This window comes from Xanthomonas sp. DAR 80977 (genome assembly GCF_041240605.1).
Classification (GTDB): Bacteria; Pseudomonadota; Gammaproteobacteria; order Xanthomonadales; family Xanthomonadaceae; genus Xanthomonas_A; species Xanthomonas_A bundabergensis.
Window position 1 is genome coordinate 1,661,378 of sequence record NZ_CP162487.1, and the last position, 17,949, is coordinate 1,679,326.

13 protein-coding genes and 1 pseudogene are annotated in these 17,949 nt (G+C 65.2%); 11 read left to right on the forward strand and 3 right to left on the reverse strand.

The window, feature by feature from the left end:
- Positions 1-6 precede the first annotated feature (6 nt).
- The 3 genes from proC to AB3X10_RS06970 all read right to left on the reverse strand — a co-directional run bounded on the left by proC (position 7) and on the right by AB3X10_RS06970 (position 2,976).
- Positions 7-840, reverse strand: a complete 834-nt coding sequence (proC, locus tag AB3X10_RS06960) for a pyrroline-5-carboxylate reductase (RefSeq protein WP_369980227.1) — start codon at positions 838-840, stop codon at positions 7-9.
- A 169-nt stretch (positions 841-1,009) separates the two neighbouring features.
- On the reverse strand, positions 1,010-2,056 hold the full coding sequence (locus AB3X10_RS06965; RefSeq protein WP_369980229.1) for a hypothetical protein: 1,047 nt from the start codon (positions 2,054-2,056) through the stop codon (positions 1,010-1,012).
- A 278-nt stretch (positions 2,057-2,334) separates the two neighbouring features.
- Positions 2,335-2,976: a YggS family pyridoxal phosphate-dependent enzyme gene (locus tag AB3X10_RS06970; RefSeq protein WP_369981704.1), complete on the reverse strand. Its 642-nt coding sequence runs from the start codon at positions 2,974-2,976 to the stop codon at positions 2,335-2,337.
- A 124-nt stretch (positions 2,977-3,100) separates the two neighbouring features.
- Between AB3X10_RS06970 and AB3X10_RS06975 the strand changes: the two genes are divergently transcribed.
- The 11 genes and pseudogenes from AB3X10_RS06975 (at position 3,101) to AB3X10_RS07025 (ending at position 17,919) form a co-directional block, all read left to right on the forward strand.
- Positions 3,101-4,138: a type IV pilus twitching motility protein PilT gene (locus AB3X10_RS06975; protein WP_104557606.1), complete on the forward strand. Its 1,038-nt coding sequence runs from the start codon at positions 3,101-3,103 to the stop codon at positions 4,136-4,138.
- Between the two features lie 113 nt (positions 4,139-4,251).
- Positions 4,252-5,382, forward strand: coding sequence for a PilT/PilU family type 4a pilus ATPase (locus AB3X10_RS06980; protein WP_145701956.1), 1,131 nt, complete (start codon positions 4,252-4,254; stop codon positions 5,380-5,382).
- A gap of 72 nt (positions 5,383-5,454) precedes the next feature.
- Complete coding sequence (locus tag AB3X10_RS06985) at positions 5,455-9,885, forward strand: RHS repeat-associated core domain-containing protein (RefSeq protein WP_369980231.1); 4,431 nt, start codon at positions 5,455-5,457, stop codon at positions 9,883-9,885.
- 20 nt (positions 9,886-9,905) lie between these two features.
- The gene (locus tag AB3X10_RS06990) at positions 9,906-10,187 is read left to right on the forward strand and encodes a hypothetical protein (RefSeq protein ID WP_369980232.1); all 282 of its coding nucleotides are present in this window, start codon (positions 9,906-9,908) and stop codon (positions 10,185-10,187) included.
- Positions 10,188-10,415: 228 nt separating this feature from the next.
- On the forward strand, positions 10,416-10,751 hold the full coding sequence (locus AB3X10_RS06995) for a hypothetical protein (RefSeq protein WP_369980234.1): 336 nt from the start codon (positions 10,416-10,418) through the stop codon (positions 10,749-10,751).
- Positions 10,752-11,097: 346 nt separating this feature from the next.
- Positions 11,098-11,316: pseudogene (locus AB3X10_RS07000) on the forward strand (N(4)-(beta-N-acetylglucosaminyl)-L-asparaginase); the annotation flags it as partial.
- Positions 11,309-11,908, forward strand: a complete 600-nt coding sequence (locus AB3X10_RS07005) for an MFS transporter permease (RefSeq protein ID WP_369980236.1) — start codon at positions 11,309-11,311, stop codon at positions 11,906-11,908. The pseudogene AB3X10_RS07000 and the gene AB3X10_RS07005, both read left to right, overlap by 8 nt.
- A 170-nt stretch (positions 11,909-12,078) precedes the next feature.
- Positions 12,079-12,753: a YitT family protein gene (locus AB3X10_RS07010; protein ID WP_369981706.1), complete on the forward strand. Its 675-nt coding sequence runs from the start codon at positions 12,079-12,081 to the stop codon at positions 12,751-12,753.
- A 562-nt stretch (positions 12,754-13,315) separates the two neighbouring features.
- Positions 13,316-14,683: a hypothetical protein gene (locus AB3X10_RS07015; RefSeq protein WP_369980238.1), complete on the forward strand. Its 1,368-nt coding sequence runs from the start codon at positions 13,316-13,318 to the stop codon at positions 14,681-14,683.
- A 36-nt stretch (positions 14,684-14,719) separates the two neighbouring features.
- Positions 14,720-16,768 carry a LodA/GoxA family CTQ-dependent oxidase gene (locus AB3X10_RS07020; protein WP_369980239.1) on the forward strand — a complete coding sequence of 683 codons (2,049 nt, stop codon included), beginning with the start codon at positions 14,720-14,722 and terminating at the stop codon, positions 16,766-16,768.
- Between the two features lie 8 nt (positions 16,769-16,776).
- The gene (locus AB3X10_RS07025) at positions 16,777-17,919 is read left to right on the forward strand and encodes an FAD-dependent monooxygenase (protein WP_369980241.1); all 1,143 of its coding nucleotides are present in this window, start codon (positions 16,777-16,779) and stop codon (positions 17,917-17,919) included.
- Positions 17,920-17,949 lie beyond the last annotated feature (30 nt).

Here is a 17,949-nt window from a genome sequence, read left to right on the forward strand (position 1 = left end):
TCCGGGTCAGTCGTTGGCGGCGGACAAGGCACGGCCGCGCGCGGCCGCGGCGGCGATGGCGGTGGCGGTCAGCGCTTCGAAGCCGCCGGCCTGGAAGGTTTCGATCGCGGCCTGGGTGGTGCCGTTGGGCGAGGTCACCCGCCGCCGCAGTTCGCTCGGCGCCTCGCCGGATTCGGTGAGCATGCGCGCCGCGCCGAGCACGGTCTGCAGCACCAGCGTGCGCGCCGCCGCGGCCGGCAGGCCTTGCGCGATGCCGGCCGCTTCCATCGCCTCGGCGAGCAGGAACACATAGGCCGGGCCGCTGCCGGAGACCGCGGTGACCGCATCGATCAGCGCCTCGTCCTCGACCCACACGGTGACCCCGGCGGCGGCCAGCAGCTGTTCGGCCTGGCGCTTGTGCGCGGCGCTGGCCTGCGCGTTGGCGAACAGGCCGGTGACGCCGGCGCCGAGCAGCGCCGGCGTGTTCGGCATCGCCCGCACCACCGCATGCGCGCCGCCCAGCCAGCGGTCGATCTGCCGCGCGGTGATCCCGGCGGCGATGGACAGCAGCAGCGGCCGCTGCGCCTGGGCCAGCGTGGCCAGTTCGTTGCAGACGCTGCGCAATACCTGCGGCTTGACCGCGAACACCCACAGCGGCGCGCCGTCGGCCGCCTCGGCCGCTTCGGCGACCGCGTGCACCGCGTAGTCGGCGGCCAGGGCCTCGCGCAGCGCCGGGACCGGCTCGGCGACGCGGATCCTGTCCGGCGCGATGCCCTGCCGGACCAGCCCGGCGATCAGGCTGCGTGCCATGTTGCCGCCGCCGATGAAGGCGATGTCGGCGCTGGAGTGGGCAGGAGGCATGGCGAGGGCACCGAGGACGCGAGTGCGCCTATGGTAGCGGCTGCGATGCCGATGGGCAGCCCGGTGGCCCTTGTCCCTTGGCCAGCGTGGCACTGGCGCGGCGAGCGCCCGGCGCTCGCGTTCCGATGGCCCGCGCTGGCGACAGCCCGCATCGCCAGCGCGGGGTGGCTCAGTTGGCCTCGGTGAAGGCGATCGAGGGCGTGGAGCCGCCCGATGCGGTGCAGCTGCCCAGGTTCAGATTGTTGGTCTCGCCGGTGGTGCCGGCATTGGCGGCGCAGGTCGGCGCGGCGGTGGAACCGTTGGTCGCCGCCACCTTGACCGTGATCGACGAACCGGAATTGAAGTTCGCGCGCGAGCCGCCGGCATTGCCCACCACATTGAACTCGGACGACTTCCACACCGTCGCCAGTTTCACCACGCTGTCCTTGGCGCTGATGCTGTAGGCCGTGCTGCCGTTGGTGAAGGTGATGCTGTCGTTGCCGTTGGCGGTTGCCGTGCCGGTCAGCTTGACGTTGGCCAGCTGCGTCGCCGGCACGTCGGGGGCGCTGACCGCATTGCTGTTGCGGTAGCAGTCGGTACCGCCGTCGCTGAGCCAGCCGCTGGGGCAACTGGAGCCGTAGCCGATCAGCCAGTACTGGATGAACACCGCCGCCTCGCCCTGGGTCTCGTAGTCGGTGGCGTAGACGAACTGCTGCCACACGGTGCAGCCGGAGTGGCCGTTGCAGACGCTGGTGGTGCCGTCGAAGTTGGAGTTGATCTGCAGCGAGTATTCGTTGGGGCCGAGGATGCCGCCGCCGCCGAAGGCGGCCACGCCGACGCCGGTTTCGGAGGTCACGCCGCTGACCTGCGGAAAGCTGCCCACGGTCTTGCTGATCAGGGTGCTGGACTGCAACGCGTAGTCGTAGCCGTTGCCGGTGGTTTCGGTGGCGCCCCAATGCACGCGGTGCGGGATGGGATGGACATGCCGGGTCAGGGTCTTGCAGGTTTCCGCTTGCCAGTCGGTGCTGGGGTAGGTGGCGTGGAAGCAGCCTTCGGCCGGCGCCGGCAGGTGCGCCATCGTGTCGCGCCAGGCGCCGTGCGCGCGGACCTCGGCGGGCGTCATCAGCGATTCGTCGGTGGCCGACGCCGCAGTCGCCACTGGCGCGGCCACGGCGGCGGGGACCTGCAGCAAGCCGACGACACACGAAGCAAGCAGGAATCTGGTCGATGCATCCATTTGGTTGACCTCGTACGAGCCGATCTCATTCGGCGATGGGTCGCGGAAAGCCCGCGGCCGGCGCCATGGAAGCGGAGTTGTTCGAGGCAGGACTTTGACCGACTTAACGGTTGTTGACCCGGTCTGCGGCCGGATCTCCGCTCGCCAGGAAAAGCGATGTTTTTCAACCGCTTGACCTACGACATCTTTCCGACATCGCTTAATCGCATTTGAATATTTCGTAGACAAGCATGCGCCCGTGCTTGCCCTTGCAACATCGCCGGCCGCGGTGCGCGTTTTCAGCGCGCCGCGCGCTCGCCGAACAGCGCGGTGCCGATGCGCACCAGGTTGGCGCCTGCGGCGATCGCCTCGGCGAAATCGCCGCTCATGCCCATCGACAGCGTATCGACCTGCGGATGGGCCTGGCGCAACCGCGCGAACAGCGTGGCCATGCGCGCGAAGGCGGCGCCACGGCGTTCGGCCTCCGGCCATGGCGCGGGAATGGCCATCAGCCCGCGCAGCGCCAGTGCCGGCTGCGCGGCGATGGCCGCGGCCAGCGCATCCACCTCGCCGGGCGCGCAGCCATGCTTGCTGGCCTCGTCGTCGATGTTGACCTGGATCAACACGTTCAGCGGCGGCCGCGACGCGGGCCGGTACCTGGCCAGGGCACCGACCAGCTTGGCCCGGTCCAGCGTCTGCACCCAGTCGAACAGCAGCGCGGCCTGTTCGGCCTTGTTCGACTGCAGGTGGCCGATCAGGTGCCATTCCAGCGGCAGTGCCGCCAGCTCGGCGATCTTTCCCGCCGCCTCCTGCACGTAGTTCTCGCCGAACGCGTGCTGTCCCTGGGTGGCGAGCGCGGCGATCGCCGCGGCCGGCCGGGTCTTGGACACGGCCAGCAGGCGCGCCGGCGGGCGCTGCGCGGCGGCCGCGGCGCGGTCCATGTCCAGGCGGATCTGCTGCAGGGGGGAGAGGGGCACGGGGCGGGCTTCTGGCAACGGGGAAGGGCGCTATACTGCCGCCCGGGGAATCATCCTTCCAGTCGCAGCCCAAGGGGAAAAGCAGCGTATGGATATCGCTGAACTATTGGCGTTCTCGGTCAAGAACAAAGCATCCGACCTGCACCTGTCCGCCGGCCTGCCGCCGATGATCCGGGTCGATGGCGACGTGCGCCGCATCAACATCCCGGCGCTGGACCACAAGCAGGTGCATGCGCTGGTGTACGACATCATGTCGGACAAGCAGCGCCGCGACTACGAAGAGTTCCTCGAGGTCGACTTCTCCTTCGAGATTCCCAGCCTGGCGCGCTTCCGCGTCAACGCGTTCAACCAGAACCGCGGCGCCGGCGCGGTGTTCCGCACCATTCCCTCGGAAGTGCTGACCCTGGAGGACCTGGGCTGCCCGCCGATCTTCCGCCAGCTGATCGACCAGCCGCAGGGCCTGATCCTGGTCACCGGGCCGACCGGCTCGGGCAAGTCGACCACGCTCGCCGGCATGATCGACTACATCAACAAGAACGAATACGGCCACATCCTCACCGTCGAGGATCCGATCGAATTCGTGCACACCTCGCAGAAGTGCCTGATCAACCAGCGCGAGGTGCACCGCGACACGCACGGCTTCAACGAGGCGCTGCGCTCGGCGCTGCGCGAAGACCCGGACATCATCCTGGTCGGCGAGTTGCGCGACCTGGAAACCATCCGCCTGGCGCTGACCGCCGCGGAAACCGGCCACCTGGTGTTCGGCACCCTGCACACCAGCTCGGCGGCCAAGACCATCGACCGCATCATCGACGTGTTCCCGGCCGGCGAGAAGCCGATGGTGCGCTCGATGCTGTCCGAATCGCTGCGCGCGGTGATCTCGCAGGCGCTGCTGAAGAAGGTCGGCGGCGGCCGCACCGCGGCGTGGGAGATCATGGTCGGCACCCCGGCGATCCGCAACCTGATCCGCGAGGACAAGGTGGCGCAGATGTACTCGGCGATCCAGACCGGCCAGCAGAACGGCATGCAGACCCTGGACCAGCACCTGCAGGACCTGGTCAAGCGCAGCCTGATCACCCGCAACCAGGCGCGCGAGTACGCCAAGGACAAGCGCGTGTTCGAGTAGCCGGGATTGGGGATCCGGGATTGGGGATTCGCAACGGCGGGTTTCCGGTCCGGACCCCGCTCTAGCGAATCCCGAATCTCCAATCCCGAATCCCTGCTCCGAAGGAGCCCGCCATGAGCACCATCGACTTCACCTCGTTCCTGAAACTGATGGCGCACCAGAAGGCGTCGGACCTGTTCATCACCTCGGGCATGCCGCCGGCGATCAAGGTGCACGGCAAGATCACCCCGATCACGCAGACGCCGCTGACCTCGCAGCAGAGCCGCGACCTGGTGCTGAACGTGATGACCCCGGCGCAGCGCGAGGAGTTCGAGAAGACCCACGAGTGCAACTTCGCCATCGGCGTGGCCGGTGTGGGGCGCTTCCGCGTCAGCTGCTTCTACCAGCGCAACCAGGTCGGCATGGTGCTGCGCCGGATCGAGACGCGCATCCCCACCGTCGACGAGCTGAACCTGCCGCCGGTGATCAAGACCCTGGCGATGACCAAGCGCGGCATCATCATCTTCGTCGGCGCCACCGGCACCGGCAAGTCGACCTCGCTGGCGGCGATGATCGGCTACCGCAACCAGAATTCCACCGGCCACATCATCACCATCGAAGACCCGATCGAATTCGTGCACAAGCACGAAGGCTGCATCATCACCCAGCGCGAGGTCGGCATCGACACCGACAGCTGGGAGAACGCGCTGAAGAACACGCTGCGCCAGGCGCCGGACGTGATCATGATCGGCGAGGTGCGCACCCGCGAAGGCATGGACCACGCCATCTCCTTCGCCGAAACCGGCCACCTGGTGCTGTGCACCCTGCATGCCAACAACGCCAACCAGGCGATGGACCGCATCATCAACTTCTTCCCCGAAGACCGCCGCAGCCAGCTGCTGATGGACCTGTCGCTGAACCTGCGCGGCGTGGTCGCGCAGCAGCTGATCCCGACCCCCGACGGCAAGGGCCGGCGCGTGGCGATGGAGATCATGCTCGGCACGCCGCTGGTGCAGGACTACATCCGCGAGGGCGAGATCCACAAGCTCAAGGACGTGATGAAGGAGTCCACCAACCTGGGCATGAAGACCTTCGACCAGAGCCTGTTCGAGCTGTACCAGGCCGGCGAGATCAGCTACGAGGACGCGCTGCGCCACGCCGATTCGCAGAACGAAGTGCGCCTGCGCATCAAGCTCGCCCAGGGCGGCGACGCCAGGACGCTGGCGCAGGGCATGGACGGGGTGGAGATCGCGGAGGTGCGCTGAGCGCATCGATGCGTTGCTTTTTATCCAGTCGCTGCGTCTAGGCATCGACGGGTTATTCATCGGGAAGAATGAATGGAACGTCTCTTTGCCTCGGCTGGGATCGCAAGGTCCCTGTGCTATTTGTTCGGATTGTTTTGTTTGGCATGTTTGACGCTGGACAATGTCGCCTTGGCGGCGGGATCGGCGCGTCAGCAGAATCCTGCGTGTGGCTACAACTCATGCGATGAAGCTTCTGCGTATGCGGAATGCAGCGACGAACTCTCCCTGGCCAAGAAGGATCCAGGACTGCAACCCTGGGTGCAGGGTTTGATCTGCTATAACGGCCATGGGCGTAATTCTTACAATATTGTCTATTCGGATCCGTTGGGGCTCGATGCGGGCCTTAACGACTATCAGAATGGATTCGCCTATGTGGCAGGAGCGGCGCCGCTCAATCCTGGGGCTGTCCTGGGTGTGCCTCGCTGCCGGGAGCAGTGCTTCGGCGATCCGATCAATGCAGGTATCGGCAATAAGTTCGAGGCGCATGTCGAGTACCGGGGAGAAGGGGTTTTCCCGCTGTCCTTGGCGGTGACCTATAACAGCTCGCGCGGGATTAGCTATTACCCTGAAGAGTTGAAGGTGTTCGGTCGAAATCGTACACATAGCTATTTGCGCCGCATCAACTATTTCGATACGTCTTCTGGCCCTGTCGTCTATGTTTCGCGCCCCGGTGGCGAGGCGCTGCGCTTCACTCAGTCTGGCTCGGGCTGGGTGCCGGATGTACCGGGCGATGGGCAGCTTTCCATGTCGGTAGATGGCGGAGGAGCCATCGCGGGTTGGCAGTTGCGTGAAAACAAGGGGGGTGTGGAGATTTTTGATGCAAAAGGGCAATTGTCTGAAATCCAGGATGTGTCCGGATTCAGGCAAGTGCTCGCTTACGACGATGCGGGACGCCTTGCTTCTGTGAGGGATGCGGTCGGTCGAGCAATGCGATTCGAATACGGTGCCGACGGGCTGGTTAATGGCGTGTGGTTGCCTGATGGGCAGCAGCTACGCTTTTACTACACGGCGAGCAAAGATCTGGAGCGGGTAAGTTATCCGGATGGGCACGAAGTGAAGTATCTGTACGACGAACCCGACCATATCAGTGGCTATGCGCCGGCTGGAATGTATACGGGATTCATCGACGAGCAGCAGCAGCGTTACTCGACGACAATTTATGCAAAGTCGCTCTATGGGAGCGATGCGAAGGCACTGGGAACCTATCTTGGCGATGCCGTGGATCGACACATGGCGGACTACACCTTCGCCGATGGCGAAACCTATACCACCACTGCGGCCATCACTTCTAGCCTGGGTAGTGTCAAGACGATCGATTTTGCGTTGGTCGACGGTATCGTGTCGCCGGTCTCGATCGTGCAATCGTGCGATAGCTGTACGCCGCAAGACGTGTCTTATGAATATGCTGCCGATGGTCAGGTTTCTAGCATCACGAAATCAGGAGTCATCACGAGTTATGTCTATAACACTAGGGGTTTGTTGGACTCTCGTGTAGAGGCGTCCAATGATGAAACGGGCAAGAAACGGACCACTCAGACCGATTGGAATCCGGATTTCGCCGTCCCGCTAGAGCGCCGAATCTACAATGCGGCAGGTGCGTTGACCGAGAGGTCAACATGGACCTACAACGTTCGCGGCCAAGCGCTGACGGCGTCCCGCACCGATCCGGCCGCTGGCACTATCCGCACGTCCACCACGACGTACTGCGAACAGGCCGATCTCGATGCAGGCTCTTGTCCTTTGCTGGGTTTGGTGACCTCGGTCAATGGCCCGCGCACTGATGTCAGTGACACCGCCAACTACACCTACTACGCCTCCGACGACAGCACCTGCGCCAGCACTCCAGCCACCTGCCCGCACCGCAAGGGCGACCTGTGGAAAGTCACCAACGCCCTGGGCCAGGTGACGGAGTACCTGGCCTACGACGGCGCCGGCCGCGTGCTGTCGGTGAAGGACGCCAACGGCCTCATTACCGACTTTACCTACCACGCGCGCGGCTGGCTCACGGCCAGCAAGGTCCGCGGCACCGACGACAGCAGCGAGAGCGACGACCGCATCACCCGGATCGACTACTGGCCGACCGGGCTGGTCAAGCAGGTGACCCAGCTGGACGGTGCGTTTACCGCCTTCACCTACGACGCGGCGCACCGCCTGACCGATATCGCCGACAACGCCGGCAACACGCTGCACTACACCCTGGACAACGCCGGCAACCGGGTCAAGGAGGACACCAAGGACGCGGCGGGTACGCTCAAGCGCACGCTGTCGCGGGTCTACAACCAGCTCGGCCAGCTGGCCACGCAGGCCACCGCCAGCGGCGACCCGACCGACTTCGGCTACGACGCCAACGGCAACACCACGGCGGTCACCGATGCGCTGGGGCACAAGACCCAGAACGACTACGACCCGCTCAACCGCCTGGCGCGCACGCTCCAGGACGTGGGCGGCATCGCGGCCGAGACCAAGTTCGGCTACGACGCGCTGGACAACCTGACCAAGGTCACCGACCCCAAGGGCCTGGACACCACCTACGCCTACAACGGCCTGGGCGACCTGACCAAGCTCACCAGCCCGGACACCGGCGTCACCACGTACACCTACGACAGCGCCGGCAACCGCGCCACGCAGACCGATGCGCGCAACATCAAGACCACCTACAGCTACGACGCGCTGAACCGGCTGACCAAGGTCGCCTATCCGACCACCAGCCTCAACGTCACCTATACCTACGACGTCAGCCAGACCACCTGCGCCAGCGGCGAGACCTACGCCATCGGCCGCCTGGCGCGCATGCAGGACAGCAGCGGCAGCACCGACTACTGCTACGACCGTTTCGGCGACCTGGTGCGCAAGGTGCAGACCACCAACGGCAAGGTGTTCGTGCTGCGCTATGCCTATACCAAGGCCGGCCAGCTCAGCCGCCTGACCTATCCCGACGGCGCGGCAGTGGACTACGTGCGCAGCGCCCAGGGCCAGACCACGGAAGTGGGCGTGACCCCGGCCGGCGGCACGCGGCAGGTGCTGCTGGGCAACGCGACCTATTACCCGTTCGGCCCGGTGGCGAGCTGGTCCTACGGCAACGGCCGCCCGATGCAACGCGTGCTGGACCAGGACTACCGCCCGCTGGCGGTCAGCGACACCCGCAGCGACGGCCTGAGCACCGGCTTCGCCTTCGACCCGGCCGGCAACCTCAGCGCGCTGACCGCGGCCGGCAACACCGCCCCGGTGGTCAGCCTGGACTACGACGCCCTGGGCCGGCTGACCGCGTTCAAGGACGGCCCGACCGGTACGGTGATCGACGGCTACGGCTACGACGCCACCGGCAACCGGCTCAACGCCAAGGTCAACACCGTCACCCAGAGCTACACGTACCCGACCACCAGCCACCGCCTGAGCGCAGTGGCCGGCACCGCCCGCACCTACGACGCGATCGGCAACACGCTGTCCATCGGCGGCACGGCACAGGAATTCGCCTACGACGCCACGGGCCGGATGAGCCAGGCCAAGCGCGCGGGCACGGTGGTGATGAAGTACGGCTACAACGGCCGCGGCGAGCAGGTGCGGCGGGTGGACAAGACCAACACCTACACGCTGTACGACGAGAGCGGGCACTGGCTGGGCAACTACGACGCCAACGGCGCCTCGCTGCAGCAGGCGATCTGGCTGGACGACCTGCCGGTGGGCGTATTGGCCAAGAACAGCCTGCGCTACGTGCAGCCGGACCACCTGGGCAGCCCGCGCGCGGTTATCGACCCGGTGCGCGACGTGGCGATCTGGACCTGGGACCTGAAGGGCGAAGCCTTCGGCAACACCCCGCCGGACCAGGACCCGGACAAGGACGGCACCGCGTTCGTATTCGATATGCGCTTCCCGGGGCAGCGCTACGACTCTGCCACTGGGTTCAACCAGAACTACTTCCGGGACTATGAGCCTGGCACTGGGCGGTATGGGCAGAGTGACCCGATTGGTTTGCAGGGTGGGATGGCAACGTATGGTTACGTATTGTCGAATCCTTTGACTTTGCTGGATCGCCATGGGCTGGAAAGTGCTATTTTTTACACCGATCCTGCTTATCGCATGGTCACCCCTTCGCCATTTGATCGATGCAGGTTGAAGCCTAGAGCACGGAAGTGCATGGCGAAAGCATTCGGTGTCACAGAGCAAGACGTGGATGCGGTAGCCCTCAAGGGTAATAGCCTATATGCAAGTTCATTTCCAATGTTCTGGGCCGCGAGCGGAGCCACAACATTGCCAAATGAAATTAATTACACTGGTCCATGTCGGGATTTCAATGGTGCCCACTTCATGCTTCATGAGTATTTTCATGTATTTAGACAGTGGGGTAACGGCATGTCAATCGCATCGTATTTATATGAATGGAAAAATGTAGAGGCCCAGGCGGACGCATTTGCTGATAAAAATAAGCAAGTGTTTGATAGATGCATGAGTGGGGGGTGCGAGTGAAGGCGCTTAAGGCGGCTGCGGTGAGTTTGCTGTTGCTAATATCTGGTTGTGTTGGAGATGCAAAGATAACTGTTTCTGGCAGCGCCAAGAATGGAGTGGCGTGCATTTTTAATAGATATTCTGATGGGAGGCTTGTGGAAACTTTCCCTGTGGCTGGGAAATTTAAAGAGATATACGCTGTGTCGGTACTTGCTGAGAAAGATATTGAAATAGTTTGCGCTGGAGTCGTCGTTGCTAGGGAGCGATTGAGCGTCACAAAAGGTGATATCGATTTTGGCGAACTGCCTTGTTCATCGAAATAGGTGAATTAAGATGGGCTGTAACTGCACTCTACAAGAGATTTTTGATAATTATTTTCAGTGGTGCTATTTTTTGACGTGGCTGGAATGGTCGTGGCGACAATTGACCATGAAAAATTTGGTGGATATTAATAATTTGTAATTCTTGGTAGGCACTTTTGTATTTGACTATTTGCTCGGCTTGCTTTATCGGCGCTGCGAAGCGCACGGAGCGTCATTCTGGGCACCCAAATGCCGGAGCCACCCTATGTCGCGACGTCGCCACTTCCTGAAAATCGCCGCCTTTGGCGGCTGCGGGTGTCCCTAGTCATGAATATAAGTAGGGCGGTCAGCGCACTTTTGGTTGCCGCGCTTATGCCAGGTGTGGTCGCAATTTTGATAACTTCTGTGGGGGCGTCAAGTTTTCTAACCGCTGCCGTTGTTTTTGGTATTTTGTATATTTTTTCGCTTCCATTTATTTTAATTATTGGATTTTTTACGTTATTCTTTTTGTTAAAAATAAAATACGGGCCGTTGTTTATGCCTCCGTTGATTGGTTGTTTGTCTGGAATGCTGATTGCGAATTGATGTATGTATGTGGAACTCCCATTCATGACGCCTGGCTGCTTGTGCTGGATGGGCTATTGACGGCAATAGTGGCTGCATTGATATATTTTAAGCCTCGGTTAAATTTTCGACCTCAATCTTAAGGGTCGAATTATCTTGTGTGGTTGAGGTTTGATTATTATTGGGTGTTCGTTGGAAGTTCGGATCAGGGAAGTTGCACTTTAGCGCTTTTTGGCAAAGTCCTTGGTTCATGATGCCCCCACCAAGTGGTCTACCTTCAATCTCATCCTGCTCTGCCGCATGATGCGAAGCTAGCCGCGCACGGTCCCGCCCCTGCGCCTGTTATTTCCTCGTGCCGGAGCCACCCATGCACCAACGCCGCCACTTCCTCAAGACCGCCGCCTTCGGCGCCCTCGCCACCGGCCTGGCCGCTGCGTTGCCGCGCGCACGAGCCGCGGCCAGTAGCGGCGTCGCACCGTTGCCGCGCGGCGCGGCGCGGGTGATTTCGACCTGGGACTTCGGGATCGCGGCGAATCAGGCCGCGTGGCAGGTGCTGTCGCGCAGCGGCGCGGCGCTGCATGCACTCACGTAACCCCTACGCCGCACCCGACGCCGCGCTGCCGGAGGCCGCGCCCGACACGGCGCCCACCGATCTGCTGGCGTCGTTGTTCGCGCCGTCGGGCATCAAGCTGGCCCTGCTGTGCGCGACCACGTTCGGCTGGTATGCGCTGTACTGGTTCTATCGCAACTGGCAGGCGATCCGCCTGATCTCCGGGCGCCGGCGCATCTCGCCGGTGTGGCGCTCGGTGTTCTCGCTGATCTGGATCTTCCCCTGCTTCCGCGCCCTGGATCGCTTGATCGGCGCGCACCGCCGCAGCGTACTGGGCTGGTGGGGACCGGCCCTGGCCTATGTCGGATTGAGCCTGCTGGCGGCGTGGCCGACCCGACTGTCGTTCCTGGCGCTGCTGTCCTGGACGCCGCTGCTCGCGATCAACCAGCGCCTGGTCCGCTTCAAGCGGGCGCGCGGCTTGCGCGAACGCCCGCAGGAGCGATTCACCGCGTGGACGTGGGTGTGGCTGGCGATCGTCGCACCGTTCTTTTCGCTGGCGATCTTCATGCTGGTGGTGAACGTGCTGCTGCAGCAACCGATCCAGGTGAACTTGCCCGCACCCCGCTGAGCCGGCGTCGCGGGGGTTCCGACGCATCGCCGGTCCGGCATGCGGTCGTGATCCGCGCATGAAGTTTCACCTGCAACCACCACCCCGCTTGGTGTCTAATACCGCACCCCCGCGTCGTGCCGATTCCCGTGAGCCTCCCCGATTCCGATCTGCGTCCGGACCTGGACCCTTTGCCCGATGACGGCACCGTCGTCACCGCTGGTCCGTTGACCCCGCCGGCGGATTCGGCCGGCACCGTGCAGGATGCGCAGGCGCTGCGGCACAGCGTGGCCGAGGACGTCCAGGGCATGCTGCTGGCGACGCTGGTGGCCTCGCTGGGCCTGGCGGTGTTCGCCAAGGGCGGGCTGATGATCGGCGGCATGGCCGGGGTGGCGTTCCTGCTGCACTACGCGCTGGGCTGGAACTTCGGCCTGATGTTCGTGCTGGTGAACCTGCCGTTCTACTGGCTGTCGGTGCGGCGCATGGGCTGGGAATTCACCTTGAAGACCTTCGTGGCGGTGGCCGCCTGCGGGGTGCTGACCGACCTGCTGCCGCGCTGGGCGCAGTATTCGGCGATGACGCCGCTGTATTCGGCGCTGGTCGGCGGCGCGCTGGTCGGACTGGCGATCCTGTTCTTCATCCGCCACCGCGCCAGCCTCGGCGGCGTCGGCATCCTGGCGGTCTACCTGCAGCGCAGCCGCGGCTGGAGCGCGGGCAAGGTGCAGATGAGTTTCGACGGGGCGCTGATGCTGATCGCGTTCTTCGTACTGGCGCCGCAACAGGTGCTGTATTCGGCGATCGGTGCGGTGGTGCTGAGCCTGGTGCTGATGTTCAACCACCGCTCCGGGCGCTACATGGGCGTGTGAGCGGCACGTTGCCGCGTGCCTGTCGCGCGCGGCGCGTTCGTGTGGAATCGGTCCGTGTCCAACGGCGATGGCCGTTTCGATGCCGCCATGAAGCGGCATGCGCTGTCGCGCGGCGCAAAGCCTTTGCCCAAGTGCGCACGCTGCGCATATTCCATGATGCGCATTCCATGCCTCGCGATCGCGCGGCCAGCGCAGGCGAGAGAGCCGCATCGGCATGGCCGGCGTGAAGGAATCGGCCCGGCGTGCAACTGTCTACGGGATATCCCGCGTGTCTACGAAATGGCCTTGTCGGCACGATCGCCGGCGGGGCATGCTGGCTGCGCAGGCGAAGCAAATACGCGCGAATGACATGACGCGATCCACGGGAGTCATCGCGCCTGCGAAGGGGAAAACCAACAGATTTCCAGCGCTTGCCGGTCCGGCATGGTGAGCTGCCGCATGGCCGCGCGCGATCATGGGAATGGCGTTTTCAGCTGTCTTTCGAGCACCGAAGGAGAATGCGATGAAGCGTGCGATAGGGTTCGCGGCCGTTGTCAGCATCCTGGTCATGGCGTGTTCGGCCGTGACCCACACTCCCACCGGTCCCGACCGCGGCTCCGTGCCCGCACCGCCGTCGCCGGCCTCCGCCGCGCACGCGGCCGCGCCTGCGGTGCCGTGCGTCGCGCCGGCCAGCTGGTTCCCGCACGCGAACACGCCGCCGCCGAATTCGGCGGGCTTCGTTTCCGACAGCAACTGCGCGTTCCATGTCTGGTCGTGGAACGCCTTCCTGTGGCTGACCCAGGACGTGCAGGGGCAGCCGCGCTTCCAGACCATGACGCCCGAGGGCATCGAGGCCGCGCCCGGCGTGCTGGATCCCTTGATCGGCCGCTCGCAGCAGGCGCGTACGCTGGACCTGATCGACCAGGCCGGTCCCGATGGGGTGATGGTGGACCGCAACGGCCGCGCGATCTATTACTCGATCCACTCCGATGCCACGTTCGGCGATTTCATCCAGAGCAACGATCTGTTGAATCCCGACGCGCTGCGCGCCTTCGATCCGAACACCGCGTTTCCGGTGGGAAGCCTGACCCTGAAGGCGGCCTGGAAAGTGGTGCAGCCGGGCGAGGATGTGTCGACCTTCTACACCCGCCAGGCGCAGATCGTGTCGCTGGCCACGCGCAAGGGCAAGATCGTCGCCACCGGCCAGACCACCACGCAGACGGTGGCGCTGGTCGGGTTCCATATCGGCGGCACGGTGCAGGGACATCCGGAGATGATCTGGGCCACGTTCGAGCACCAGCGCAACGCCCCGGACCTGCCGCGCCCGATGGAGCAGATGCAGCCCAACGACGTCGTCTCCGACCAGGACTGGACCTTCTACCAGGCCGACACCCCGTTCAAGCGTTGCAACGTCAATGCCGCCGGCGCCGGCGCGCTGACCTTGAACGCGCAGGCGCAGACCCTGAGCCCGGTCACCCAGGTGTGCCGCATGGTGCCGTACGGCGGGCAGAAGCCGTGCCCGTCGGGCAAGGACTGCAACATCGACAACATCAAGTCGATGAACGCATCGGCGCAGAGCCAGCTGGCCGATGTGTGGAAGAACTATTTCGAAGTCGGTGCGGTGTGGTTCGTGGCCGAGAACGCGTTGCAGCCCAATTGCACGTTCCAGCCCAATTCGGCGCTGGAATGCATTCCGTCGCCGACCCCGCAGGGCGCGCCGCCGCTGCTGACCGGCTCGATCCGCCTGTCCAATTCCACCATCGAGACCTTCACCCAGGTGCAGAGCACGCAGGACAACTGCTTCGCCTGCCACAACACCACCCAGGTGATTTCGCCGGACCCCAAGGTGAAATCCCTGCCTGGCCTGAACGTCAACCTGAGCCACGTGCTGATCAACGACTACCTGAAAGCGCAGGCGACGTCGCAGGCCAAGTCGGCGCCGAAGCGCTGACGGCACGCCATCTCATCCGGACGAGGAGCGAGGATCATGTCCAGCAGCATTTTTCGAGTGCATCCGGCCATCGGCATCGGCAGGGTCGGCGACAGCCAGGAGTTCTATCTGGCCCCGGTGACCGCGGCCGGCACGCGCGGCGCCGACGGCCTGATGGGCGGCTTGCCGGTACAGCCGGGAACCGAGGACACGCCGATCACCGCGGAGGATTTCCGCGATGCCGACGGCAACGTCAAGCGCCAGGCCGCGCGGTTCCGCATCTATGCCTATCCCAGCGGCAGCTCCGGGGTCTATCCCAACGGCGGCGGCGTGCGCGTGGACGTGGGCAGCACGGTCGACGGCAAGACGGTCAAGGACATCGTCTGGACCGTGCACCTGGCCAACAAGAAGCTCAACAACTATTCGACGGTGAGCAAGGACGGCTTCATCGGCATCGAGGCGTATCCACCCTCGCCGCAGAGCCCGCTGCTGCTGCGCAATCCCGACTACGCAGGCACCAGCGATCCCAACGATCCGGTCCGCCTGCGCCAGCTGGTCATCGACCCCGGCCCGCGCGCGATCAGCGCCGCCGGCGGGGCCGGCAAGCTCGTCGACTTCGACAAGCCCACCGCGGCCAGCTACGCCGATGCGTCCGGCAGCATCCAGACGGTGGACTATCCGAAGAGCTTTCCCGACGATTTCCATCAGTTGCACGAACCGCTCGGTCCGATCGACTCGCTGGGCGAGCTGCACGTGGAGCAGGACGGCGGGCTGATCGTCGCCGGCGGTTTCGCCAGGACGGTGGCGGTGGTGCAGAACGGACAGTGGCCGCCGTTGAACGACGCGACCGAGAACGGCCTGTGGTTCGACGACGCGGCCGACGGCCCGGTCAACGCGGTGCTGATCTTCGGCGACGGCACCACCGCGAGCGTGCAGGGCGCGTGGTACGTCACCGGCGATCCGGGCTATGCGCCGCAGACCCGCAACGTGGTCTCGACCTGGGACGATGTCTACGACGTGTGGGTGCGCCAGCTCGGACTGGTGCCCTCGCTCTACGCCGGCAACGGCTTCGTCGCCAGCTACCAGCCGTCCTTCAGCGACGACATCCAGCCGATCTTCCATGCGGCGATGCTGCAGCGCTGGAATACCAACCTGCCGTCCGGCGCGGTCCGCGGCCACGACATGATCGGCGCGATCACCCCCAGCGACGATCCCACCGCCAAGATTCCCAACCTGAAGACGCTGATCCGCGATCCGGATTCGACGGCCGACATCAAGACCGGCTCGCCGATGATGCCGCTGTCGCTCGGCGACGCGGCTAAGAGCTTCCTGACCGTCAGCCCGACCCAGTATTTCCTGCTCGGCCAATGGCACGCCAGGACCTATGCGCAAGGCCCCGGGCCGGCGCTGGGGCCGGGCGAGGCGCTGGACCGCATCACGCTGGAGAACTGCCTGGGCGGCCGCTACAGCCCGGGCATCGAAGTGTCGTTCCCGATCCGCGACGTCAACCTCTACGTGCAGGACTGGCAGGCGCAGGACTGCGGGCCGTTCCGGGTGCGCCAGGCGCCGCTGGACTACAGCAAGGCGACGCCCGGCACGCCGTTCCTGAGCTTCGGCTACGTGCCGCTGCAAACCCAGCCGGTGGAGCCGGGCGACATCTCCAAGTTCATGTCGGTGCCCTGGCATACCGACTACAACTCCTGTGCCACGCATCTGCCCGATCCCAATCCGGACGTGAACAACACCTTGTTCTGGTCGTGGCCGGCCGAACGGCCGTTCGCGGTGTATCCGGTCTCGCTGTGCACCTTCGATCCGGAGGACCTGACCTGGAGCGTGGGCCAGCAGGTGTATTCGGTCCGCGGTACCGGCACCGATACCGACTACCCGGCGCAGGCCGGGCGTTTCCAGCAGTACCACGATTTCGTGGATCACTGGGCCAAGGTCGGGTTCGTCATCAGCGGCGCGCAGATCCCAACCGAATCCGGCAAGTCCGCCTATCCCGCGGATATCTTCCTGGAAGTGCAGAGCCTCTTCGACATCGGCAGCGACTACGTGGCGCCGTGGCCGATGGCGGACATCCCCAAGTACACGCCGCCCGGCAACTGACCCTGCGCATGGCGGCGCGCACGTTGGCAAGCGGCCGCGCGGCGAGCGACCGCCACGCGGTGGCGATCGTCGGCGGCGGCGCCGCCGGCTGCGCCACTGCGCTGGCGCTGGCCGCGCACGGGGTCGAGGATGCGGTGGTCATCGACCTCGGCCGCGCGCCCGGTTGGCGGCTGGGCGAGGCCATGCCGCCGACCAGCGCGGCGGTGCTGCAGCGGCTCGGCGTGTGGGACGCGTTCCTGGCGCAGGCGCCCTTGCCCTCGGCCGGCAGTTGCGCGAGCTGGGGCAAGCCCGAGCTGGGCTACAACGATTTCATCGTCGCCGGCCAGGGCAAGGGCTGGCACGTGGACCGCGGCGCCTTCGACGCGATGCTGGCCGCGGCGGTACCGGCGCGCGGCGGCACGTCGCTGCGCGGCCTGCGCCTGTGCGGCATCGGCCGCTGCGCGGACGGCGGCTATCTGCTGGAACTGCGCGGCGAGGACGGCCGCCGTCGCCAGCTGGCGGCCGGATTCCTGGTCGATGCCAGCGGCATCGCCGCGGCCGCGGTGCGACGGCTGGGCGTGGCCCGCAACGAGGTCGATTGCCTGGGCTTCGTCGCGGCCGTGGTCGCACTGCAGCGCCCCGAGGCGATCCCGTCGCAGGCCTTGCTGGAGGCCTGCCACGACGGCTGGTGGTACGCGGCCAAGCTGCCGGGCAAGCGCATGGTGGTGGCGTTGGCGGTGGAGCCTGCGCGGCAACGCCACTACCGCGATGCCGCGCTGTGGTCGGCCGCGGCCGGCGCCACCCGGCATGTCGCGCGCTGGCTGCAGCAGGGCGCTGCCGTGCTGCCGGAGAGCGGCGGCCTGCTGGCGGCGTTGGCGCCGGCGGCGATCCTGAGCCGCGTGGTCGGCGAGGGCTGGCTGGCGGTGGGCGACGCGGCCAGCGCCTACGATCCGCTCGCCGCGCAGGGCATCGTCAAGGCCCTGCAGGACGGCGAGGCCGCGGGGCAGGCGCTGGCGCAGCACCTGCACGGCGCGGGGCCGGCGGCATTGGCGAGCTACCAGGATCGCGTGTTCGCGCGCTTCACCGAGCACCTGCGCGTGCGCCGCTCGCTGTATGGGCGCGAGCGGCGCTGGCCGCAGTCGCCGTTCTGGCAGGCGCGCCTGTCGCGGTGACGGGACTGCATGCGCGGCAGGAGCGTTGAG